Origin of the sequence: Cupriavidus sp. Met-2, assembly GCF_049843575.1 — a bacterium.
GTDB classification, from domain to species: Bacteria; Pseudomonadota; Gammaproteobacteria; order Burkholderiales; family Burkholderiaceae; genus Cupriavidus; species Cupriavidus metallidurans.
Genome location: NZ_JBBHZL010000008.1, coordinates 214,564 through 237,519 on the forward strand (window position 1 = coordinate 214,564; position 22,956 = coordinate 237,519).

Sequence of the window (22,956 nt, forward strand, 5' to 3'; positions counted from 1 at the left end):
CGAACTAGTCCAGCGCCGGATTCACGCGCGACAGTGCCTCGCGAAACAGGTTCGAGAATCGCGTGGCGGCCAGCGAGAGCGGGTTGTCGCGCAGCGTCACAATGCCGAGCGTCAGGGGCCGCAGCGGTACGTCCACGGGGATGCGCGTGAGCTGCTCGGACTGGGGACCCACCTTCAGGATGCTGCTCGGGATCGTCGACACCGCATCGGTGCTGACCAGCAGACTCGACGTCACGCCGAACGTATTGGTCTTGATGATGCGCCGGGGAAGTGGCAGGCCGAGTTGCTGCAACTGATCGAGCAGGAAGGTGTGCTGGCTGCCTGGCGATAGCTGCATCAGCCAGTCGCACTCCACCAGTTCTTCCCAGCGCGTGGCGTTGGCCAGCGGGTGTCCACGGCGGCCCGCGATCATGACGTCGAGCGTCTTCAACGGCTCGAAATCGAACTCGCTGCCCAGCGTTTCCGGAATCAGCGCGGCAATCGCGAAGTCGACCGTGCCGGCGCGCAGCGCGGGCAATACCGCGGGCATCAGGCCCTCTTCGAGCGTCAGGTCGGCCAGCGGCATGCTGCGCCTGAAATCTCGCAGGACATCGGGGAGCACGCTCAGGAACACCATCGGCGTCACCGCGACCGACACGCGGGCTTTTTCGCCGCCCATCAACTGACGGATGTCCTGGCGCGCGAGCGTAAGCTGGTTCTGCGACTGCCGCGCGCGGACGGTCAGCTGGCGACCGCACTCGGTGAGCGTGATACCGCGCGAGCTTCTGACGATCAGCGGCGCATCGAGGTCTTCTTCCAGTTCCCGAATGGCCTTCGTAATCGCTGCCTGGCTCAGGTGCAGACTGCGCGCGGCGCCGCGAATGCTGCCGGTTTCGACCAGCCGCAGCCACGCCTTCAGTTGATGGTCTCGCATGTGTGTTGTCTCCCCAGGGCAGGTGACCTGCCGCACCGCAAACGATGACAACTTTTAGTGGTCACCATCGGAAAAGTATTGTCTTTTGGTATGCATCATAGCGGACTAGTCTTTCTCCGACGTGCCGTCAGCCCCACAGGCGGCCGAACACAAAACTCAAAACACGGAAACAGGAGACAGACGTATGAGCAACGAGCTGTGGCGTTGGAGCGCGGCCGAGGCGGCCAGCCAGATCGCAAAGCGCGAGGTATCGTCGGTGGAGGTTGTTGCCAGTAGCCTGGCCCGACTGGATGCGGTCAATCCATCGATCAATGCCGTCGTCGACGTGCTGGCGTACGAGGCGATGCAGGCAGCGGCCGACGCCGATGCGGCGCTGGCCCGGGGCGAGTTGCTTGGGCCGCTGCACGGCGTTCCCGTGACGGTGAAGGTCAACGTCGACATGGCGGGCCGTGCCACGACCAATGGCGTGGTGGCGTTCCAGGACACGGTGGCCAGCGTGGACAGCCCGGTGGTTGCCAATCTCCGCAAGGCCGGCGCCGTGATCATCGGCCGCACCAACACGCCGGCATTCTCGCTGCGCTGGTTCACTGACAACGACCTGCATGGCCGTACCCTCAATCCGTGGAACGCCAGCCATACACCGGGCGGGTCCAGCGGCGGTGCCTCGGCTGCGGTGGCGGCCGGTATCGGCGCCATTGCGCACGGCAATGACCAGGGCGGCTCGATTCGCTATCCGGCCTATGCCTGCGGTGTTGCCGGGCTGCGCCCGACACAGGGTCTGGTGCCGGCCTTCAATCCCTCGCAGTTGCGTGAGCGCACGATGGGTGCGCAGCTATCGTCCGTGCAGGGGCCGCTGGCGCGCACGGTACGCGACCTGCGTCTGGCGCTGACCGCGATGGCCGCGCCGGACAGCCGTGACCCCTGGCAGGCTTCGGCCTCGGTTGGTAGCGCTCACAAGACCTTTCCGACACGCGTTGCCGTTTGCGCGACCCTGCCGGGCTTCACGGCTGACGAAGCGGTCACGGCCGCCGTAAGGCAGGCGGCTCGCTGGCTCGAGGATGCCGGCTGCGTGATCGAGGAAGTCGTGCCACCTCGATTCCAGGAGGCGACCGACCTGTGGCTGGCACTGACGATGAACGAACTGGCCGCTGGCCTGGGCGACATCATCGAGCGTGACGGCGACGATGCCGTGCGCGCTGCCATCGGCACCCAACGGCGTCAGACAGCATCGCTGGATCTCGCCGGATACATGAACGCCCTGGCGCGACGCACCACGCTGCTGCGCGAGTGGCAGCAGTTCTTTGAACGCTACCCGCTGCTGCTGATGCCCGTGTCCTGGCAACGCCCGTTCCTGATCGACGCAGACCGTCAGGGCGCTGATGCCGCACGCCACATCCTCGACGCGCAGAGTCCGCTGCTTGCAACGGCGATTCTCGGCCTGCCTGGGCTGTCCGTGCCCACTGGATTGGCAGGAGGCTTGCCAATGGGTGTGCAACTGGTAGCCGGGCGCTTTCAGGAAAGCCTGATCCTGTCCGCCGGTGAGGCCATCGAGGCGCGCTGCGGCGTGATGACGCCGATCGATCCCCAGACGTCGGCCGCGCGCTGAAAGGAGTCCGGTCATGCTCAAGCTACTGATCGGCATCGGCATTCCCTACGTTGGCGTGCTGGGGCTGCTGCCCTGGGTTGCGTCGGTGGACACCTTCGTGCTCGGCGTGCCATTCGTCTATGCGTGGATGTTCGCCTGGTTCGTGCTGACGTCGGTGTGCCTCTACGTCTGCTGGCGTTTCTTCGACCGTCCTGTCGACGCCGAGCGTCGGCTGGACGCCTGACTTCCGGGAGCCACTCTTATGTCCACAGCGGTTTTCCTCGGCTTCATCGTCCTGTCGCTGTACCTGGCCCTGCGTTCGCGCAAGGGAACGGGGTCGCAAAGCGCTCATGACTTCTTCGTCGCGTCCCGGCAGTTCGGCGCGTTCCTCGTGTTCTTCCTGGCGGCTGGCGAGATCTACAGCGTGGCCACGATGGTGGGCTTCGCCGGCGGTATCTACGCGAAGGGGCCGACCTACGGCATCTGGTTCCTGGGCTACATCCTGCTGGCCTATCCGCTCGGCTACTTCCTGGCGCCGAAGATCTGGGAGGCCGGCCAGCGCTTCAATGCCATCACACTGGCGGACCTGTTCAAGGGCCACTTCGACAACCGCGCCGTGGAGTTCGTAGTCGCGCTGTCGTCGATCCTGTTCCTGCTGCCGATGGCACAGCTCCAGTTCACTGGCCTGATCGCCGCGTTCCGGGGGCTGGGCTGGAGCTTCCAGCCGCTCCATCTGGTCCTGATCGCGGCGGTGCTCGCCTTCACGTACATCGCCATTTCCGGCGTGCGTTCGTCGGCCTACGTGGCGGTGCTCAAGGACGTGCTGATGGTGGTGGCGATCGTGGTGACGGGCCTGGCGGTTGCGGGCGAAGTTGGCGTAGCGAAGGTCTTCCACGTGGCGAGCGAGCACGTCAGCAACCGGATGAACGACGAGCAGCTACGTTTCTCGATGAGCACGATATTGTTCCAGTCGCTTGGCTTCTACATGATGCCGATCTCGGTGCAGTTCATCTACACCGCGAAAAGCGCAGATACGATCCGCCGCACGCAGGTGGCCATGCCGCTGTACATGCTGATGTATCCGTTCCTGGTACTGGCGTCGTACTACGCGCTGACGCGCAGCGACACACTTGCAACGGCGAACGAGGCCTTCTTCGTGGCGGCCACCCACCTGCTGCCCTCCTGGCTACTGGGCCTGGTGGCGGCGGCCGCGGCGCTGTCGGGCCTGCTGGTGCTGACGGGCATGTGTCTGGCGATCGGTCCCATCGTCACGCGCAACCTGCTGCCGCACCTGCCAGAGTCCAGGCAGAAGGCAGGTGCAAAGGGGGTGATCGTCGTGTACCTGATCGTGTCAATCCTGATGACGCTGATGGCGCCGAACCTGATGCTCACGCTGATCAACACCACGTACTACGGCGTGACGCAGTTCCTGCCAGGGATGATCGTCATCCTGTTCTCGCTACGTGTCAGGCCAAGCGCGGTGGTGCTGGGCATCCTGACCGGCCAGTTGATGGCGGTCGTGCTGTATCTCGAGAAGGTGGATCTGGGTGGCATCAACCTGGGACTGCCCTGCCTCGCGGCGAACGTCGTGGTGATGGTGGTGCTGAACCTGCTCCGTACCCCGAAGGGGCTTCAGGCGACGGCGTAGTCGCACAGCAGGCCAGATGCTTGATGGTCGCGGGATCGGGCATCGCCCGATTCCAACCGGCCAAATGCAGAACGCAAAAAGCAAAACGGACGCCGAAGCGTCCGTTTTGCTTGAATCTGGTGGCCTGGGACGGAATCGAACCGCCGACACAAGGATTTTCAATCCTCTGCTCTACCGACTGAGCTACCGGGCCAAAGAAGCGAAACTATAACTGTGCAAAATTGGTTCGTCAAGCGTTTTGTCGAGCCACTTATTGTTCGGTCGGCTCGGGCTTGTTGCGGCCCAGTTCCACGCCCAGCTGCTTGAGCTTGCGGTACAGGTGGGTACGCTCCAGACCGGTCTTCTCCGCCACACGGGTCATGCTGCCGTGTTCGCGCACCAGGTGGTACTCGAAGTACGCACGCTCGAACAGGTCGCGGGCTTCACGCAGCGGCATGTCGAACGAGAACTGCATTTCACCTTCGGGTACACCGCGTGTGGCCGTGCCGTTCGCGATGGCCTCGGCCGGTACTTCGGCGGTTGCTATCGCGGAGACCGCGGCTTCGCCCGTGCTGACGGCGGCAGGTGCGGCCACCACGGAAGGCGCGGCACGTGGGCGCTCGACGCCACGGGCCAGCCCTGCCTCGACGGCGGACAGCAGCTTCTGCAGCGCGATCGGCTTCTCAAGGAAGTTGAGCGCGCCGATCTTGGTGGCTTCGACGGCCGTGTCGATCGTCGCATGGCCGGACATCATGATGACCGGCATGGTCAGGAAGCCCTGTGCCGACCACTCCTTGAGCAGCGTCACGCCGTCCGTATCTGGCATCCAGATATCGAGCAGCACCAGGTCCGGCGTCGCGCCTGCACGAAACTCGCGTGCCTGCTGGGCGTTCTCCGCCACTTCGACCACGTGGCCTTCGTCGCTCAGGATTTCCGAGAGCAGCTCCCGGATACCCATTTCGTCATCGACTACGAGGATGGTTGCCATACGTTCCTCTTAACCCCACCGCAGCGTCACCGGACGTTGCCGGTGCGCAAGATTGACTATGCCAGCTTAACGAACAGGATCGAGATCTGAGCGCCAATGATCTCGGTGCCGTTCATGCGATTGCGCACCTCGATGCGTGCGCCATGTTCGTCAATGATCTTTTTCACCATCGCCAGCCCGAGACCCGTGCCCTTGGCCTTCGTGGTCACATAGGGTTCGAACGCGCGGCTCAGAATCCGTGGTGCGAAGCCGGGGCCATTGTCCGCTATGGACAGCTTGACGGCTTGCCGGTCTTCGCCGGCAGAATCTTTGTATTCTACAGTCTCGGTGTGCAGAGTGATATGGGGCGCCGCCCTACCGGCCGCAACGTTCTCCGCCACCGCATCCTGGGCATTTTGCAACAGGTTGTGAATCACTTGCCTGAGTTGGGTCGGATCGCCTTTGATTTCAGGCATATCCGTGTCCAGCGTCGGATGGATCACGGGGTGCTCGTGCACGGCAGGGTCATCGATGCCGTAAAGATGCAGGACTTCCGACACCAGGCCGTTGAGCGGCAGCGACTGCATCACAGCCGGCGGCGTGCGCGCGTAGTCGCGGAAATCATCGACCATGCGCTTCATCGCTGCCACCTGGTTGACGATTGTCGCCGCCCCACGTTTCAGTACTTCGGCATCCGACGTCTCAAGTTTAGGGGACAGCTTCATCTGCAGCCGTTCCGCCGATAGCTGGATCGGTGTCAGCGGATTCTTGATCTCGTGGGCAAGACGGCGCGCCACTTCTCCCCAGGCCACCGAACGCTGTGCCGAGATCACGTCTGAGATATCGTCGAACACCACCACGTAGCCCGGTTCGTCATGGCTGCCGCCAGGAAGATGCGCGCCGCGAACCAGCAGTGTGAGCGGCTGCTCCTCGTCGCCCTGCGGCAACTCGATCTGCTTCTGCCAGTGCTGCGCGCCACCCAGGACCTCGCTGGTGGTCTGCTCGGAAAATGCCTGACGCACGATCTCCGCGAAGTCGTTCATGCCGGGGATCTGTTCCACCGGGTGCCCCAGCACACCGTTGAGCGGCTGGCGGAAGATGCGCTCGGCGCCGGGGTTGGTGGTGATCAGCACAAAGCGCCGGTCGAACACGAGCACACCTGCGGTCAGATTCCGCAGCACGCTTTCCAGATACGCCTTCGACTGCTCGAGCGCACTGCGATTCTCTTCCACGGCGATGCGCGCTTCAGCAAGCTGGCGCGTCATCTGGTTGAACTGCTGGGTCAGCATCCCGAGTTCGTCGCGGCTCTTGAGTTCACGCTTGGGAGAGAGGTCGCCCTCCGCCACTTCCTTCGTGCCCTGCAGCAGCATCAGCAGCGGGCGGGCTAGCTGGCCGCCCAGCAGCAGCGCCAGCATCACGGCGATAAACACGGCGAGGAACAGCGTCAGCGTCAGCGTGCCAATGTACATCTTGCGCAGGCCGGTGCGGCCCAGCGCCTTTTCCTGATATTCCTGATAGGCCCGCTGGACCTCGTCGGCATTGCGCGCCAGCACGCCAGGTACCGGGTGCAGGACCTGCAGGTATCGCTCCTCGCGCACAGTGTCGCCCACCAGGCCGAAGCCCGTGGCGGGCGCATCCTCGGGGCGGCGCTCCACGGACAGGCCCGAGCCTGCCCAACGACTGCTCGGCACGGGCAGGCCGAGTTTTGGCGGGGGATGCTGGGTACGCGCCGCCGCGGCTACGGCAGCGCTTGCAGTGGCCTGTGCCTGATCGTCGGAGGCTGCCGCGCTCGGCGCGGGCCCCAGCGGAATGATCACGCGCAGCCGGTAGAGATGGCTGCTATCGACATTGGGCTGCGGTTTGTCGCCAGTCGACGGATCGGTGCCACCCTCCACTGCCGCATAGCCTCCGGCCATGCGCGCTTGCTCTGCCAGCACGCCGGATGGCAGGTCCGGCACCAGCGACGCATAGCTGCTCGACGCGGTTGCCAGCACGCGGCCGCTGCCTGTAAAGATCGCGGCTTCCTGTACGCCGTACTGCTCGCGCAGGCGGTTCAGTTGCAGTGACGTTGCCATGCCGGTCGAGCCGGTCAGCTGGTCGGCCATCAAGCGTGCCTTGCCCTGAAGGTCGGCCAACTGGCTGTCGATGGTGGAGCGGCCGAGATTGAGGCCGGCCTCGAGCGCGGTTTCCACGCGCACGTCGAACCACGACTCGATACTGCGGGAAACAAACTGCAGCGAGACGAGATAGATCAGAACGCCCGGCAATACGCCCACCACGCCGAAGAACACGGCAAGCTTCGACATCAGCCGCGTGCCGAACTTGCCGCGGCGATAGCGCAGCCAGAGCGTCAGCGCGAGCGCGCCCACGGTCAGCACCAGCAAGGCGCCGACGACGAGATTGATCTTGAAGAGCAGCGTGAAATAGCGGTCGAAGAACTCGGTATTGGCCGAGGCTCCGGCTAGCAGTCCCACCAGCACCAACGCCAGGAAGACGATGATGCCCACCACGACGCGATAGAGCAGGCGTCGGAATCTGCTGTCCCACGGATTGCCGTTCATGGCTGGCTGACCGGCTGGACCAGTTGGTTCGTGGACAACGCGTTAGACAGCGTTTGCGAGAACTGCGTGCGTGGTTCTCCGCTGACGGCCGAAGCGGGCGTTGGTGACGAGCCGGGCATGGCCGGCGGTGCGGGTGGCGCAACGGGTGGCGGTGCTACCGGGGCCGGCGGCGGCGGCGCGTCGAGATTGGTCGGCACCGTGTAGTTGAAGCGCTTCCACTCCGACGATAGGTTCCACTCACGCGTATTCACGGCGTTGATCTGAAACGGTTTAGGTAGCTGGGACAGGTCCAGGCGCATCCGTGTTTCGGCGTGATAGGTCTCGCCGAGCCTGACCTGGTTGCGTTCGAACACACGCCAGCCGCGTACCTGCTGGATGAACTGCAGCGCGCTCTTGAGGCGGCTGAACGGCAACTGCAGGCCGCCGGTCGACACGCGGTACTGGCGCGTCAACGGCTGATAGGAAATGCGCACCGTGCGCATGGTGTTGACCGGCTTCTCGTCGAACCAGTACCAGCGTGGGCGCGTGAGCTGGAAGTCGACGACGAAATAGAGCGAGATGCCCTTGTGCAGGGCGTCTTCCAGCGCGGGGGGCAGGTCGAAGTCGAACGACGCGGCGAGATCGAACCCGCCGTCCTGGTACTCGATGCGGGCCTCGGTGGTCTCGATGAGCTGCGCCGATGCATGCGGGGCAAGCACCATCAGCATCAGCAGCATCATCGTGGCCGCGCACCATGCGCGGAGTGTGTTCACCAGCGAGTCTGCCGGGCACTCGCGCAACGCGTGACCGGGGACACGTAGGTCGAACAGGCGCGGCGTGCTCAGCATCGGTGGAATTCAGGCGCGTTTCTGGAAGCGGGCGTAGTAGAAGCCATCGTGATCCGATGGCAGGCTTGGCTGGCCGGCCATGTTGGTGCCGGCCGTCTCCTGCGCCTTCGTGCCGGGCAGGAGCTGCCCGGGCGCCTGCAATCGTATCGCATCTGGGAGCTGGGCACCAAACCAGAGCGCCTGCTCCTCGCCCTCCGTTGGGAAAATAGAACAGGTCACATAGACCAGAATGCCGCCTGGCTTAAGGAGCGACCACAATTGCGACACGATGCGACGTTGCTCATTGACAAGCTTCGCGATGTCCGATTCGCGTCGCAGCCAGCGGATATCGGGATGGCGTCGGACGATGCCCGACGCCGAGCACGGCACATCGGCCAGAATGCGGTCGAACTGCTGGCCATCCCACCAGTCCTTCGGGCGGCTGGCATCGCCAACGATGACCTCGGCACGCTGGTCCAGGCGGGCCAGATTCTCATGAATGCGCGCGGCTCGCTCCGCATCGCTCTCCACGGCGGTCACATGGATATCGGCCAGTTCGAGCAGATGGCCGGTCTTGCCTCCGGGGGCCGCGCAGGCGTCCAGCACGCGCATCCCGTCGGCAACCTCGCAGAGCGGCGCGGCAAGCTGGGCGCCGGCATCCTGTACGGAGACATCGCCGGTGGCGAAACCTGGCACTTGCGATACCGGAAATGCCCGAACCAGCCGCACGGCCTGAGGGCCGATGGCGGTGCCCGCCATGCCCGCGTTGGCCAGTTCCTTCAGGTATTCGTCGACCGACAGGCGCTTGGTGTTGACGCGCAATGTCATTGGCGGGCGGACATTGACGCTCTCTGCCAATGCCATCCATCGATCCGGGTATGCGGCGCGGAGTTGCTCAAGCCACCACGTGGGCAGGTTCCAGCGCGCTTCCTCGTCCTTGGCGATCGCGTCCATCAGGGCCTTGCGCTCACGCAGGAACCGGCGCAGTACTGCGTTGACGAGCCCGCGCGCGTGGGCGGTCTTTGGCTCCGAGGCCGCCGCGCTGACGGCCTGATCGACGACGGTGAAGTCGGAGTAGCCGCCGCGTCCGACCTTGCTCCGATCGCCCTCCTCGCCTTCGAGCAGCAGCGCGAGCGCCACGGCCAGCAGGGAGTCGACCAGCGCGCCGGGCGGGCGTGTGACCAGTTGCGTCACCAGGGCGCGTGTGGCGCCGAACTGCCGCACGGTGCGATAGGCCAGGTCCTGGATGGCGCCGCGCGTCGCGGCATCGCGCACGCGGTCCAGGCGCAGCAGGTTGGTGGCGTCCTCGATGGCTTGCGGCAGGGCCGTGCCTTCATGGACGCCGCGTACTGCAGCGGCGGCGCCGAGCATCTGGAAGGCAAGGGAATCTGGTGGCAGGCGCATGGGAAATACCGGAAATCTGCAAAAAACGGGTGGTACGGGCCGTCGGGCGCGTGCGGATACGAAAAAGCCCGCCGGCTCCTGACGGAACACAGCGGGCAGTTTACCCGTTACCTGGCATGAGCCCCCGGAAACGTGGCAATGCGCGTCAGGCCGGGTAGGTGCCGGTCTGCGCCATCTGCATCAGGCGCGCGATCCGTTCCTCCGTGGCGGGGTGGGTCGAGAACAGGTTCGCGATCCCGCCGCCCGAGAGCGGATTCATGATCATCATCTGCGCCGTGGCCGGATGCTCCTCGGCGGCCTGGAACGGAATGCCCTGGGCGTAGCGATGGATCTTGTCGAGCGCGCTGGCCAGGGCCTGCGGGTCTCCGCTGATCTCCGCGCCGCCGCGGTCGGCCTCGAATTCGCGGGCCCGCGAGATCGCCATCTGGATCAATGATGCCGCCAGCGGCGCCAGGATCGCCACGGCGATGGCGGCAATCGGATTCGAGCGGTTGCCGTTCTCGTCGCGCCCGCCGAAGAACATCGCCATATTGGCCAGCGCGGAAATGGCGCCGGCCATCGTCGCGGCGATGGTCGAGGTCAGGATGTCGCGATGCTTCACGTGCGCGAGTTCGTGGGCCATCACGCCGCGCAGTTCGCGGTCCGACAGCACCCGCAGGATGCCCGTGGTGGCGGCCACCGCCGCGTGCTCGGGATTGCGGCCCGTGGCAAACGCGTTTGGCGCGTCCTCGTTGATCAGGTACACGCGCGGCATCGGCAGGCCGGCACGCTGCGAAAGCTCGTGCACCATGTTGTAGAACTGCGGCGCGGTGCTGGCATCCACTTCCTGCGCGTTGTACATGCGCAGGACCATCTTGTCCGAGAACCAGTAGGAGAAGAAGTTCATGCCGAGCGCGATCAGCAGGGCGAATGTCATGCCGTTGCGTCCGCCGATCATGCCGCCGATCACAACGAACAGCGCCGTGATCGCGGCCATCAGCATGAAGGTCTTGACCCAGTTGAACATGGCTTGATCTCCAGATCGTCTGTCAGTCGCGTGCCACGCCCCTGCGTGGACACGATAACGGTTAGATAGGGTGCGAACCGTGGAAATTCAATGCCGGAGGCGGTGTTTTACGCATTGTGATAATCCGGCGTCACATTGCTGCAGCACTCGCCACGCAGTGCCCGCTAGGCGCCGGCAATCAGGCAGCGCGTTCCCGGTGGCAGCGGCATGGCCTGCAGGAACTGTTGCGCCGGCTGGCGCCGGCCGCCGGGCTTCTGCAGCTCGGTGACCTGCAGGGCGCTGCCATTGCCGCAGGCGATGATCACGCCGGCTGTGTCGGCGGCCAGGATCGTACCCGGGGGATGCGGCAGGCTCGTGGCGGCAGCCAGCGGCAGCGCCTGCCAGCACTTGATGATGGTGTCGCCGACTTGCACCGTGGCGCCCGGGAACGGATTGAAGGCGCGGATCTGGTTCGCCAGTTCGATGGCCGGGCGCGTCAGGTCGAGCGGTGCCTCATCCTTGGCGATCTTTTCCGCGTAGGTGACGCCGGCTTCGGGCTGCGGCGTGGCGGTGAGCGGCTGGCCTGCGGCGAGCTGGCGCAGCGCGTCCACGATCATGCGCCCGCCGAGCGCGGCCAGTGTGTCATGCAGCGTGCCGGTACTGTCCTGGGGGCCGATCGGCGTGGACTCGCGCGACAGCATCGCGCCGGTGTCGAGCCCCTCGTCCATCTGCATCAGCGTGATGCCGGTCTCCGGGTCCCCCGCCTCGATCGCGCGGTGGATCGGCGCGGCGCCGCGCCACCGCGGCAGCAGCGAGGCATGGATATTCAGGCAGCCATGACGCGGCAACTCAAGGACTTCGGTCGGCAGAATCAGCCCGTAGGCGGCCACCACCATCACATCGGGTGCGATTTCCGCGAGCGTGTCGACGGCCGCGCCGGCTTCCTCCGGATACTTGCCCTGGCGGCGCAACGAGCGTGGCTGCAGCACTGGGCCCAGGCCGGCCTCGACGGCAAACTGTTTGACCGGGCTGGCCTGCAATTGCATGCCGCGGCCGGCGGGCCGGTCTGGCTGGGTCAGCACGGCGACCACCGGAAATCCGGCAGCGTGAATGGCCTCAAGGGCGACGCGCGCGAATTCCGGCGTTCCCGCAAAAGCGACGCGCAGTGGCTGGGCTTGGGTCATGACGATATTCCGCAATGAAAACGACACCGGCCGCATAGCGGCCGGGTACGTATGTGTTCTTCGGAAGCTGTAACCTTAGCAGAGGCGTTTCCGCTTCCGCGCGATTGTTACATCCTTACATGCGCGAGCGCACGCGCTTCTGGAGCTTGCTCTTGATGCGTTGGAGCTTGAGTGGCGACAGATATTCCACGAATACCTTGCCGTCGAGGTGATCGATCTCGTGCTGTATACATACAGCGAGCAGATCGTCGGCGTCGAGCTCGAACGCTTCGCCCTTCTCGTCGAGCGCGCGTACCTTGACGCGATCCGGGCGCTCCACGCGGTCATAGACTTCGGGCACCGACAGGCAGCCCTCTTCCCATACCTTGCGGTTCTCGCTGGCCCAAGTGACCTCGGGGTTGATGAACACCATCAACTCGTCGCGGCTCTCGGAAATGTCGATCACGATCACGCGCTCGTGCACGTCCACTTGCGTCGCGGCCAGGCCGATGCCGGGCGCTTCGTACATGGTTTCGGCCATGTCTTTCACGAGCTGGCGGATGCGGTCGTCCACCACCTCCACGGGCTTGGCCACTTTGTGCAGGCGAGGATCGGGGTAGGTGAGGATGTCGAGTTTTGCCATGATGCTCGGGCGCAACGCCGGGTGCTGTCCACGGTCCAGCCGCCGTTGCGGCGACCGGGGTTTCCATGCAGAATCGGGGCGCTAGTACAAAAATTCAAGGCGCGCCGCAGCAGGCACGCTCTACCTAGGGTCAATCCGGTCGTTCTCCCGACCGGTTCAGGAAAATGCGCGATCTTACCAAAGAACAGGCGGCGTCGGGCCGCAGGCTGCACGCGTTCACCCTCGCCATCTTGAGTGTCGCAGGGATCACAACTGGGGCGACCATGGCGGTTCAGGCCGCTGACCTGAGCGTCTCGCCGGTCCAGCTTGCGGAGGCCGATCGCACGGCACAGCAGGGCATCCCCGTTGCCGACCTCTCGCCCAATGCGCCCAGTCAGTATACGGTGCGTTCGGGCGACACGCTTTGGGGCATTTCCGGACAGTACCTGCGCCAGCCCTGGCGCTGGCCCCAGCTGTGGGGCATGAACCGGCAGCAGGTCCACAATCCTCACCTGATCTATCCGGGCCAGATTCTTTATCTGGTCCAGCGCGATGGCCGCGCCTACCTGTCCACCAACCCTCCGGGCGGTGCCAGCGGCGACGTCCGCCTGTCCCCGCGCATTCGCGGGAATGGTGGCGACGGCGAGGCCATCCAGAGCATTGCCTCCAGCGATATCGAGCCGTTCCTGATCCGTCCGCTCGTCGTTGACCAAGGCACGGTGGATACCTCGGCGCGCATCGTCGCTCTGCCCGACGCCCGTGTCTATATGGGGCGCGGTGACATGGCCTACGCGCGTGGCATTGCGCCGGCCGACGCCTCGCTCGGCAGCGACTGGCAGGCATTCCGGCCGGCCAGCCCCGTGCTCGATCCGGTCACCGGCCGGGTAATCGGCTTCGAGGCGGCTTACGAAGGCAGCGTGCGCGTGACGCGCGGACCCGAGGGCCCCAACGCGGTGACCACGGTCCAGGCCACCCAGTCCCTGCAGGAAATCGGTCCGGGATCGCTGCTGCTGCCGCAGCCGCAGCGCGAACTGATCCGCTATGTGCCGCATGCTCCCGATGGTGAAGTCGAGGGACGTGTCGCCGCGGTGTATGGCGGCGTGCGCTATGGCGGCGCCAAGCAGATCGTGGTGCTCAATATTGGCGCCAACGCCGGTCTGGAGCCGGGCCACGTGCTGGCGCTCTCGAGCGATGGCGGCCACGTCGCCGATCCGACCGATGGCAATCGCGCTATCGAGTTGCCCGATGATCGCTACGGTCTCGCGTACGTCTACCGCGTGTTCCCGGGCGTTGCGTACGCGCTGGTGACCGACGCGTCCAACGTGATGAAGGTTGGCGATATCGCCTCGACGCCGCGCTGACCAGGGCGCGTGCCCTGCCACGCGCCGCATCGTTGCCGATGACCGATTCGACTCGCGATCCCGCCGAGGTCGCAGCCTGGCTGCGGCTAACGGCGACGCCGGGCGTCAGCGCACTGGCCGGACGACGCCTGCTGGCGAAGTTCGGCCTGCCGCAGACTGTGCTCGCCCAGAACCTGGCAAGCCTGCGTGAAGTGGTGGATGCCAAGGTGGCGTGTGTATTGAACGCGCCGCTGGATGCCGCCATGTCGGCGTTGATCGACCGGACGGTTGCGTGGTTGGCCGATGCCCGCCATGCCATGGTCACGATGGCCGATGCCGGTTACCCGGCGGGCCTGCTCGATCTGGCCGACCCTCCCCTGCTGCTCTATATCAATGGAGACCCTGCCCGTCTGGCCGGCCCAGCGCTTGGCATGGTCGGCGCGCGCAAGGCGACAACGCAAGGCGCGCGCGATGCCCAGGCATTTGCATCAGCGTTTTCCAATGCCGGATGGACAGTGGTGTCCGGCCTTGCGCTCGGCATCGACGCCGCAGCCCACGCCGGGGCACTTGAGGGGCCGGGCGGCACCGTGGCAGTGATCGGGACGGGCGCCGACATCGTCTACCCGGGCAGGCATCATGCGCTGGCACATCGGATCGTCGACGCGGGCGGTGCCATCGTCAGCGAGTTTGCACTCGGCACGCCCGGGTTGCCGAACCACTTTCCGCGTCGCAACCGTATCATTGCGGCGCTGTCTCGCGGCGTGCTGGTGGTGGAGGCGGCGGAGCGGTCGGGTTCGCTGATTACGGCGCGGCTGGCGTCCGAGATCGGCAGGGAGGTATTCGCGATGCCGGGATCGATCCATGCGGAGCTGGCCCGAGGCTGCCACAAGCTGATCCGTCAGGGGGCCAAGCTGGTCGAGACACCGGCCGACGTGTTCGAGGAGTTCGGCGATCCGGGCGGGGTGGCTTCTGTCGCCCCGGTACCCGTACCCGATTCGGCGCCAGTGCCCGGTGATCCGTTCGGCGCCGCCCTCGCCTATGATCCTGTCACGTTCGATGCGTTGTGCGAGCGGTCTGGTCTCGCGCCGCATATGGCGGCGGCAATGCTTCTGGAGCTTGAGCTTGGGGGAACGGTCGAACGCATGGCCGGCAATCGTTACCGACGTCTGGCATGATCCGCGGTATCGCAACCGTCTCATTTTTTGTGCGCAATGACCGTTTACTTCCCCGAGCGAGATCTCGCAGCCATCCGTCAGGCTCTGGCGGCGCGCCCAGGCGGCCGTCTGGTTGCGTGCCTGTGCGCCGACTGGTGTGGGACCTGCAAGGAATATGTGAGCGGGTTTGCGGCGTTGGCGGCACGCTATCCGGACGACTGTTTTGTCTGGGTCGATATCGAAACCCATGCCGATCGGCTGGGTGAGGACATCGATATCGAAAACTTTCCTACTGTATTGATTCAGCCCATTGCCGGAGGGGCACCGCACTTTTACGGAACGGTGTTGCCCCACCTGGAAGTTCTGGACCGGATGCTGGTGCGTGGCAGTGCGATGCCGGCAACGGCGTCGGAGATTCCTCAAGTGCTCGACTGGTTGCTTGGGTAGGAAGCAGGCCGGCGTTGCGTGGTGCCGCGTTTGGGCGCGGCATCAGCTTGCACCGCCGTCCGAACCGCGCTTATTATTGGCGCCTCAAAGCCCAGCCGTGCTGTTTACATAGTTTGTCGTGAATTTCAAGAGGCGCGAACTGCCCTTGCGCAGTGGTGCCACAAGGACCCGTTGAATGTCTAAAGCCCTCATCATCGCGGAAAAGCCATCGGTCGCCGCCGATATCGCGCGCGCCCTCGGGGGCTTTACCAAGCACGACGAGTATTTCGAGAGCGACGACTACGTGCTGTCCTCGGCCGTCGGTCACTTGGTAGAGATCGCGGCGCCCGACGATTACGAGGTGAAGCGTGGCAAGTGGAGCTTCGCCAATCTGCCGGTGATCCCGCCGCACTTCGATCTGCGCCCGATCGCCAAGACCGAGTCTCGCCTCAAGGTGCTGAACCGCCTGATCAAGCGCAAGGACGTGACCGCGCTGATCAATGCCTGTGACGCGGGGCGCGAAGGGGAACTGATCTTCCGACTGATCGCCCAGCAGGCCAAGGCCAAGCAGCCGGTGCGCCGCCTGTGGCTGCAGTCGATGACGCCGCAGGCCATCCGCGACGGGTTTGCCGCGCTGCGCGAGGACGAGGAAATGCTCCCGCTGGCCGACGCGGCCCGCTGCCGCTCCGAAGCCGACTGGCTGGTCGGCATCAACGGCACGCGTGCCATGACGGCCTTCAACAGCAAGGGCGGCGGCTTTTTCCTGACCACCGTGGGCCGGGTACAGACGCCGACGCTGTCGATCGTGGTCGAGCGCGAGGAGAAGATCAAACACTTCGTCCCCCGCGACTACTGGGAGGTGCGGGCTGAGTTCATCGCCGCCGCGGGCCTCTATGAGGGTCGCTGGTTCGACCCGAAGTTCAAGAAGAACGAATTCGATCCCGAGGCGCGCGACTCGCGCCTGTGGAGCGAGGCGGAAGCCAAGAGCATCGTGGCGGCCTGCCGTGACAAGCAAGGCACGGTCACCGAGGAGTCCAAGCCGTCGACGCAGCAGTCGCCTGCCCTGTTCGACCTGACCACCCTGCAGCGCGAAGCCAACTCGCGCTTTGGATTCTCGGCCAAGAACACGTTGGGCCTGGCGCAGGCGCTGTACGAAAAGCACAAGGTGCTGACGTACCCGCGTACCGATGCGCGCGCGCTGCCGGAGGACTACCTGGACACGGTCAAGCAGACCATGGACATGCTGGCCGACAGCTCGCCGAACTATCTGCCGCACGCGAAGAAAATTCTGTCGAGCGGCTGGGTGAAGCCGAACAAGCGGATCTTCGACAACAGCAAGATCAGCGATCACTTCGCTATCATCCCGACCCTGCAGGCGCCCAAGAACCTGTCCGAGCCCGAGCAGAAGCTGTACGACCTGGTCGTGCGACGCTTCCTGGCGGTGTTCTTCCCGACCGCCGAGTTCCAGGTGACCACGCGGATCACCGAGGTTGCCGGCCACCACTTCAAGACCGAGGGCAAGATCCTGGTCAATCCGGGCTGGCTGGTGATCTACGGCCGCGAGGCGCAGGGCAAGGACGACAAGGACGCCAACCTGGTGCCGGTGCAGAAGGACGAGAAGGTCAAGACCGACAAGGTCGAGTCCGTCGGCCTGACCACGCGCCCGCCGGCCCGCTATAACGAAGCGACGCTGCTGTCGGCCATGGAAGGTGCCGGCAAGCTCGTGGACGACGATGCGCTACGCGAGGCGATGGCAGGCAAGGGCCTGGGCACGCCAGCCACGCGCGCGGCCATCATCGAAGGCTTGCTGGCTGAGAAGTATCTGGTCCGCGAAGGCCGCGAGCTGATTCCCACGGCCAAGGCGTTCCAGCTGATGACGCTGTTGCGCGGGCTGGGCGTGGAGGAACTGACCCAGGCCGAACTGACGGGTGAGTGGGAACACAAGTTGTCGCAGATCGAGCGCGGACGTCTGAAGCGTGACGAGTTCATGCGCGAGATCGCGCAGATGACGCAGCAGATCGTCAAGCGTGCCAAGGAATACGACAACGACACGATTCCAGGCGATTACGCGACGCTCGACACGCCGTGCCCGCAGTGCGGTGGCCAGGTCAAGGAGAACTACCGCCGCTTTGCCTGCACGGCCTGCGAATTCTCGATCAGCAAGATCCCTGGCGGCCGCCAGTTCGAGATCGAGGAAGTCGAGGAACTGCTGCTGAAGAAGGAAATCGGCCCGTTGCAGGGATTCCGCAGCAAGATGGGCCGGCCGTTCGCGGCCATCCTGAAGTTGGCCAAGGATGACGACGGCAACTGGAAGATGGAGTTCGACTTCGGCCAGAACGACGACGAAGGCGATGGCGAACCGGTGGACTTCAGCGAGCAGACCCCGGTCGGCAAGTGTCCGAAGTGCGGTGGCTCGGTCTACGAGCACGGCATGAAGTACGTCTGCGAGAACGCCGTGGGCAGCGCGAAATCGTGCGACTTCACCAGCGGCAAGATCATCCTGCAGCAGGAAATCTCGCGTGAGCAGATCGGCAAGCTGCTGACGGATGGCAAGACCGACCTGCTGACTGGCTTCAAGTCGTCGCGTACCGGCCGCAACTTCAAGGCTTTCCTGGTCAAGCAGCCGGACGGTAAGATCGGGTTCGAGTTCGAGGCGCGTGAACCCAAGGCGGGCGCGGCGGCCAAGTCCGCGAAGCCTGCGGCCAAGTCCGCGGCCAAGGCAGAGTCGGCACCGGCAAAGGTAGCCGCCAAGAAGGCGCCGGCGGCGAAGAAGGCCGCCACGAAGACGGCGACAAAGACGGCTGCTACGAAGACGGCTGCTGCCAAGAAGACGCGCGCAACCACAAAGCAGACGGCCGAAGCCGAAGAGTAATCACTTACCTTCTGGCATCACGGGAAGGTAAAACGGCGGGGCGCGAGCCCCGCCGTTTTCACTTTGCCGCGGTCATCTGCGGCTTGTTCTCCGTGTCCACCGCCCGCTGCTGGCTTTCCTCCAGCAGGAAGTCGATGAAGGCCCGGACCTTGGTCGGCAGGAACTTGCGGCTCGGATAGACCACGCTCACGTCGCGGCGCGGCAACTGGTACTGGGGCAGGATATGCGTCAGCCGCCCTGCCTCGATGTTCGGTCGTGCCAGGTACGACGACAGCATCGCGATGCCCATATTGGTCAGCGCCGCCTGGTGCGCCAGTTCGGCATTGCTGCACAGCAGGCCCGGGCGAATCGGTACGGTCACCTCGCCTTCGGGGCCGGACAACGTCCATTCGTGCTCGGCGTTGGGCAGCCGCATCGCGATGGCGCGGTGGTTGGACAGGTCATGCGCGTTGCGCAGCGGCGGGTGTTCGCGCAGATAGCCCGGCGAGGCGCAAAGAATGACTTCGGCGGAGATCAGCGGGCGCGCCACGAGGTGCGAGCCGAGCCCGAGATCGGACAGCATCACGCCTACGTCCCGCCCTTCTTCGACAATGTCGATCATTCGGTCCGAAAGCTGCACGTCGAAGACGACGTCGGGATACAGCTGCTGGAAGCGTTCCAGGATCTGCGGCAGCAGATGCAGGCCGAACATGACTGGGGTGACAAGCCGTAGCGTGCCGGAGAGTGACTGGCTGCGCGCGGCAACGATCGACTCGGCTTCCTCCACGTCTTCGAGGATCTGCGAACAGCGCTGCAGATACGTCTCGCCGGCGTCGGTCAGGGAGAGGCTTCGGGTGGTCCGGTTCAGCAACCGGGTGCCGAGATGGCTTTCCAGATCGGCGACGTAGCGCGTCACGACCGCATTGGACATTTCCAATTGCTGCGCCGCACGGGCAAAACTGCCTAGTTCGACGACTTTGGCGAAGACGCGCATCGATTGAAGCCGATCCATGACATAGTCTCCCTGTTCACCGGTGAATTTTTACACGATCCGGGTGATTTATTGTTGAAAGCACAACCAATCATTGTGGACGGCGCTATTTATTCATATCAGGGAAATGCCTAATATCGCACCATCTGATGCCGCATTGCAGCACCGGTCCTGGGACCACCGGCATCCTTGAATGTGAAAGAGGATTCCATCATGAAGCGCCAATTCGCCCTGATCGCTGCCCTGACCGTTGCCCTGTCGGCAGCTCCCGCCTTCGCCAAGGCCGGCAAGTTCGATACCTACACCGATGGCGCCCGCGCCAGCAAGTTCGACCCGTACACCGACGGCGCCAAGTCCGGCAAGTTCGACACCTACACCGACGGCGCCAAGAGCGGCAAGTTTGACACGTACACCGATGGCGCCAAGAGCTTCGACGTCTACTCGGACGGCGCCAAGCTCTGATCCCAGCCAGGCATTCCGCAAAAGCCCGTACCCTCACCGGTACGGGCTTTTTGTTTGGGCTTTGGCCGGAGACCGGCCGGACAAAAGAAAACGGGCCCGTTCAGGGCCCGTAGTCTATTCCTTTGTGACTCAGTCGTCGTGGTGGTGGTGACGGTGCTTGCTGCGCTTGTACCCACGGTTGTATCGACGATCATCGTCGTACGAGTTGCTGCGCGACACGTTGCCGCCCAGCGCCGCGCCTGCAGCGCCACCCAGGCCAGCACCAACCAGGCCGCCCGTACGGCCGCCCATGGCGTTGCCGGCCGCGGTACCTGCACCGCCGCCCAGTGCGCCACCAATGATGGCGCCGGTGCGCTCGCGACGGTTCGAAGTGATGGCGCCACCGGCACCACCGCCCACCGCACCACCGATCACGGCGCCGGTGCTACCACCCAGCGCGCCACCCACCGCGGCGCCAGCGACGCCGCCCAGGCCACCGCCCAGTGCGTTGTTCAGATCTCCCCCTGCGAACACCGGCAGCGCAGCTGCCGAAAGGGCAAGGGCCAGAGTCAGGTTGCGAAGAGGACGAGACATCGTTTTTCCTTTATATGGCGGGTATCTGGTTCGAGAGTGTAGAGAAGGAGTCCCCCCGTTGCTGTAACGAGTTGTGAGGCCCTGTAACCCTCTGCAGAAACGGTATCAAGCCGTTAGCAGTCGATGTGCCGGCGCAACGCAATGTGGCCTTGGCGGCGCATGTAGCCACCAATAAAAAAGCGACCCAGCTGGGTCGCCTTGTCTTGCCTGCGCCAGAGGCGTCATGTGAGTCTGGTCAGCAGCACTTTCCCTGTCCGCCACCGTAGCGTGCCTCCTGACGCTCGCGGAAGAATTCCTCGTACGTCATCGGCTCGCGGTCGGGGTGGGTGCTTTCCATATGGGCCACGTAGGTCTGATAGTCGGGCAAGCCGACCATCAGCCGTAGCGACTGGCCCAGGTAACGTCCCATGGTTCCGAGCTGTTCCAGCATGATGGCCTCCAGGTGATCAGTGCGACGCCGCCGAAGCCTGGGCAGGCATCGGCTCGAACGGCGTTTCGCGGTCCGTGCGCTTCGAGATGGCGCGGGCCGACATCGCGGTCTTGAACCCATAGAACACGATCGACAGCACCACGAACATGAACAGCGCGCACAGGCCGGCATCCAGGTAGTCGTTGAAGACGATGCGGTGCATCTGCTCCATCGTCTTGGCCGGAGCCAGTACCTTGCCTTCGGCGATCGCGGCGCTGAACTTCGATGCGTGGGTCAGGAAGCTGACCTTCGGATCGGCGTCGAACAGCTTCTGCCAGCCGGCGGTCAGCGTGCAGATCAGCAGCCAGCAGGTCGGCAGCAGCGTTACCCAGGCGTACTGCCCGCGCTTCATCTTGACCAGCACGCAGGTGCCCAGCACCAGCGCCACGGCTGCCAGCATCTGGTTGGAGATACCGAACAGCGGCCACAGCGTGTTGATGCCGCCCAGCGGATCGACCACGCCCTGGTACAGGAAGTAGCCCCAGGCCGCCACGGTCAGCGCGGTGGCGATCAGGTTGGCCGGCAGCGAGTCGGTACGCTGCAGGGACGGCACGAAGCTGCCCAGCAGATCCTGCAGCATGAAGCGGCCGGCACGGGTGCCCGCGTCCACGGCGGTCAGGATGAACAGCGCCTCGAACAGGATCGCGAAGTGGTACCAGAAGGCCATCATGGCCTGGCCACCCACCACCTGATGCAGGATGTGGGCGATGCCGACGGCCAGCGTCGGTGCGCCACCGGCGCGCGAGATGATCGTGTTCTCGCCCACGTCCTTGGCGGTCTGGATCAGCACGTCCGGCGTGATCACGAAGCCCCAGGTGGAGACCACGTGCGCCACGGCTTCCGGCGTGTTGCCGATCACGGCCGCCGGGCTGTTCATCGCGAAGTACACGCCCGGCTCGATCACCGAGGCGGCCACCAGCGCCATGATGGCGACGAACGACTCGGCCAGCATCGCGCCGTAGCCAATGAAGCGCGCGTGCGATTCATTTTCCAGCAGCTTCGGCGTGGTGCCCGACGAGATCAGCGCGTGGAAGCCCGAAACGGCGCCGCAGGCGATCGTGATGAAGAGGAACGGGAACAGGTTGCCCGACCACACCGGGCCGCCACCTTGGGCGAACTGCGTGAACGCCGGCATCTTCAGTTCCGGCGCGACGATCAGGATGCCGATGGCCAGTGCGATGATCGTGCCGATCTTCAGGAAGGTCGACAGGTAGTCACGCGGGGCCAACAGCAGCCACACCGGCAGCACGGCGGCGATGAAGCCGTAGATGATCAGCATCCATGTCAGGGCCTTGCCGTCGTACGTGAACAGCGGTGCCAGCACGGCGCTTTCATGTACGTACTGGCCGCCGATGATGGCGAGCATCAGCAGCACGAAGCCGATGACCGACACTTCGCCGATGCGGCCGGGACGGATGTAGCGCGTGTAGATGCCCATGAACAGCGCGATGGGAATCGTCACCGCCACGGTGAACGTGCCCCACGGCGAGCCGGCCAGTGCCTTCACAACGATCAGCGCCAGCACGGCCAGGATGATGATCATGATCATGAAGCAGCCGAACAGGGCGATCATGCCCGGCACGGTGCCCATCTCGGACTTGACCAGGTCGCCCAGCGAACGGCCGTCGCGGCGCGTTGAGATGAACAGGATCATGAAATCCTGCACCGCACCGGCGAATACCACGCCGGCCAGAATCCACAACATGCCCGGCATATAGCCCATTTGCGCGGCCAGCACGGGGCCCACCAGCGGCCCGGCGCCGGCGATGGCGGCGAAATGGTGGCCGAACAGCACCGCCTTGTTGGTCGGCACGTAGTCCAGGCCATCGTTGTGGCGCCAGGCGGGCGTCATGCGATTGGGGTCGAGCTGCATCACCTTGTCGGCGATGAAGCGGCTGTAGTAGCGGTAGGCGATCAGGTAGATGCAGAGCGCGGCAACCACGATCCACAGGGCACTGACGGCCTCGCCGCGCGACAGCGCGACAGTGGCGAAGGCGAAGGCGCCGAGCACGGCGACGGCCAGCCACAACAGGTGTTGTCCGATGCGATTCATTTGA

Annotated in this window: 20 protein-coding genes and 1 tRNA gene; 8 read left to right on the plus strand and 13 right to left on the minus strand. The window is 64.7% G+C overall.

Annotated elements, in window-relative coordinates; translation table 11 throughout:
* Positions 1-4 precede the first annotated feature (4 nt).
* Positions 5-913: a LysR substrate-binding domain-containing protein gene (locus WD006_RS18495; protein WP_011517971.1), complete on the minus strand. Its 909-nt coding sequence runs from the start codon at positions 911-913 to the stop codon at positions 5-7.
* Between the two features lie 184 nt (positions 914-1,097).
* On the opposite strand from WD006_RS18495, the gene WD006_RS18500 reads away from it, so the two are divergent.
* The 3 genes from WD006_RS18500 to WD006_RS18510 are packed head-to-tail and all read left to right on the plus strand — an operon-like array spanning position 1,098 to position 4,146.
* Positions 1,098-2,519, plus strand: coding sequence for an amidase family protein (locus WD006_RS18500; protein WP_011517972.1), 1,422 nt, complete (start codon positions 1,098-1,100; stop codon positions 2,517-2,519).
* A 13-nt stretch (positions 2,520-2,532) separates the two neighbouring features.
* The gene (locus tag WD006_RS18505; protein WP_011517973.1) at positions 2,533-2,742 is read left to right on the plus strand and encodes a DUF3311 domain-containing protein; all 210 of its coding nucleotides are present in this window, start codon (positions 2,533-2,535) and stop codon (positions 2,740-2,742) included.
* Positions 2,743-2,760: 18 nt separating this feature from the next.
* Positions 2,761-4,146: a sodium:solute symporter family protein gene (locus WD006_RS18510; protein WP_011517974.1), complete on the plus strand. Its 1,386-nt coding sequence runs from the start codon at positions 2,761-2,763 to the stop codon at positions 4,144-4,146.
* A gap of 117 nt (positions 4,147-4,263) precedes the next feature.
* On the opposite strand, the gene WD006_RS18515 is transcribed toward WD006_RS18510, so the two are convergent.
* The 8 genes from WD006_RS18515 to def all read right to left on the minus strand — a co-directional run bounded on the left by WD006_RS18515 (position 4,264) and on the right by def (position 12,654).
* A tRNA-Phe gene (locus WD006_RS18515) sits at positions 4,264-4,339 on the minus strand.
* Positions 4,340-4,396: 57 nt separating this feature from the next.
* Positions 4,397-5,113 (minus strand): response regulator, encoded by a 717-nt coding sequence (locus WD006_RS18520; protein WP_011517975.1) that lies wholly within the window; start codon positions 5,111-5,113, stop codon positions 4,397-4,399.
* A 56-nt stretch (positions 5,114-5,169) separates the two neighbouring features.
* On the minus strand, positions 5,170-7,653 hold the full coding sequence (locus WD006_RS18525; protein ID WP_011517976.1) for a sensor histidine kinase: 2,484 nt from the start codon (positions 7,651-7,653) through the stop codon (positions 5,170-5,172).
* Positions 7,650-8,480, minus strand: coding sequence for a DUF4390 domain-containing protein (locus WD006_RS18530; protein WP_011517977.1), 831 nt, complete (start codon positions 8,478-8,480; stop codon positions 7,650-7,652). The genes WD006_RS18525 and WD006_RS18530 overlap by 4 nt, the downstream gene beginning before the upstream one ends.
* A gap of 9 nt (positions 8,481-8,489) precedes the next feature.
* Complete coding sequence (rsmB, locus tag WD006_RS18535) at positions 8,490-9,863, minus strand: 16S rRNA (cytosine(967)-C(5))-methyltransferase RsmB (RefSeq protein WP_011517978.1); 1,374 nt, start codon at positions 9,861-9,863, stop codon at positions 8,490-8,492.
* A gap of 145 nt (positions 9,864-10,008) precedes the next feature.
* Positions 10,009-10,869 carry a zinc metalloprotease HtpX gene (gene htpX, locus WD006_RS18540; RefSeq protein WP_008641022.1) on the minus strand — a complete coding sequence of 287 codons (861 nt, stop codon included), beginning with the start codon at positions 10,867-10,869 and terminating at the stop codon, positions 10,009-10,011.
* A gap of 164 nt (positions 10,870-11,033) precedes the next feature.
* The gene (gene fmt / locus WD006_RS18545) at positions 11,034-12,032 is read right to left on the minus strand and encodes a methionyl-tRNA formyltransferase (protein ID WP_029306836.1); all 999 of its coding nucleotides are present in this window, start codon (positions 12,030-12,032) and stop codon (positions 11,034-11,036) included.
* Between the two features lie 115 nt (positions 12,033-12,147).
* Positions 12,148-12,654, minus strand: coding sequence for a peptide deformylase (gene def / locus WD006_RS18550; protein WP_011517980.1), 507 nt, complete (start codon positions 12,652-12,654; stop codon positions 12,148-12,150).
* Positions 12,655-12,818: 164 nt separating this feature from the next.
* Here def and WD006_RS18555 point away from each other — a divergent pair, with 164 nt between their 5' ends.
* From WD006_RS18555 to WD006_RS18570, 4 genes are all read left to right on the plus strand, one after another.
* Positions 12,819-13,994, plus strand: coding sequence for a LysM peptidoglycan-binding domain-containing protein (locus tag WD006_RS18555; protein ID WP_029306835.1), 1,176 nt, complete (start codon positions 12,819-12,821; stop codon positions 13,992-13,994).
* Positions 13,995-14,032: 38 nt separating this feature from the next.
* Positions 14,033-15,148, plus strand: coding sequence for a DNA-processing protein DprA (gene dprA / locus WD006_RS18560; protein ID WP_011517982.1), 1,116 nt, complete (start codon positions 14,033-14,035; stop codon positions 15,146-15,148).
* Between the two features lie 36 nt (positions 15,149-15,184).
* Complete coding sequence (locus WD006_RS18565) at positions 15,185-15,574, plus strand: thioredoxin family protein (RefSeq protein WP_011517983.1); 390 nt, start codon at positions 15,185-15,187, stop codon at positions 15,572-15,574.
* Positions 15,575-15,749: 175 nt separating this feature from the next.
* Positions 15,750-18,425, plus strand: a complete 2,676-nt coding sequence (locus tag WD006_RS18570) for a DNA topoisomerase III (RefSeq protein WP_029306833.1) — start codon at positions 15,750-15,752, stop codon at positions 18,423-18,425.
* A 58-nt stretch (positions 18,426-18,483) separates the two neighbouring features.
* Here WD006_RS18570 and WD006_RS18575 read toward each other — a convergent pair whose 3' ends face one another.
* Positions 18,484-19,416 (minus strand): LysR family transcriptional regulator, encoded by a 933-nt coding sequence (locus WD006_RS18575; RefSeq protein WP_029306832.1) that lies wholly within the window; start codon positions 19,414-19,416, stop codon positions 18,484-18,486.
* Between the two features lie 192 nt (positions 19,417-19,608).
* On the opposite strand from WD006_RS18575, the gene WD006_RS18580 reads away from it, so the two are divergent.
* Positions 19,609-19,857: a hypothetical protein gene (locus WD006_RS18580; protein ID WP_029306831.1), complete on the plus strand. Its 249-nt coding sequence runs from the start codon at positions 19,609-19,611 to the stop codon at positions 19,855-19,857.
* A gap of 129 nt (positions 19,858-19,986) precedes the next feature.
* Here WD006_RS18580 and WD006_RS18585 read toward each other — a convergent pair whose 3' ends face one another.
* From WD006_RS18585 to WD006_RS18595, 3 genes are all read right to left on the minus strand, one after another.
* Positions 19,987-20,430 carry a membrane protein gene (locus WD006_RS18585; protein WP_008642753.1) on the minus strand — a complete coding sequence of 148 codons (444 nt, stop codon included), beginning with the start codon at positions 20,428-20,430 and terminating at the stop codon, positions 19,987-19,989.
* A gap of 235 nt (positions 20,431-20,665) precedes the next feature.
* A complete protein-coding gene (locus WD006_RS18590; protein ID WP_008642754.1) occupies positions 20,666-20,860 on the minus strand; it encodes a YbdD/YjiX family protein in 195 nt (64 codons plus the stop codon).
* Positions 20,861-20,876: 16 nt separating this feature from the next.
* The gene (locus tag WD006_RS18595) at positions 20,877-22,952 is read right to left on the minus strand and encodes a carbon starvation CstA family protein (protein ID WP_011517987.1); all 2,076 of its coding nucleotides are present in this window, start codon (positions 22,950-22,952) and stop codon (positions 20,877-20,879) included.
* Positions 22,953-22,956 lie beyond the last annotated feature (4 nt).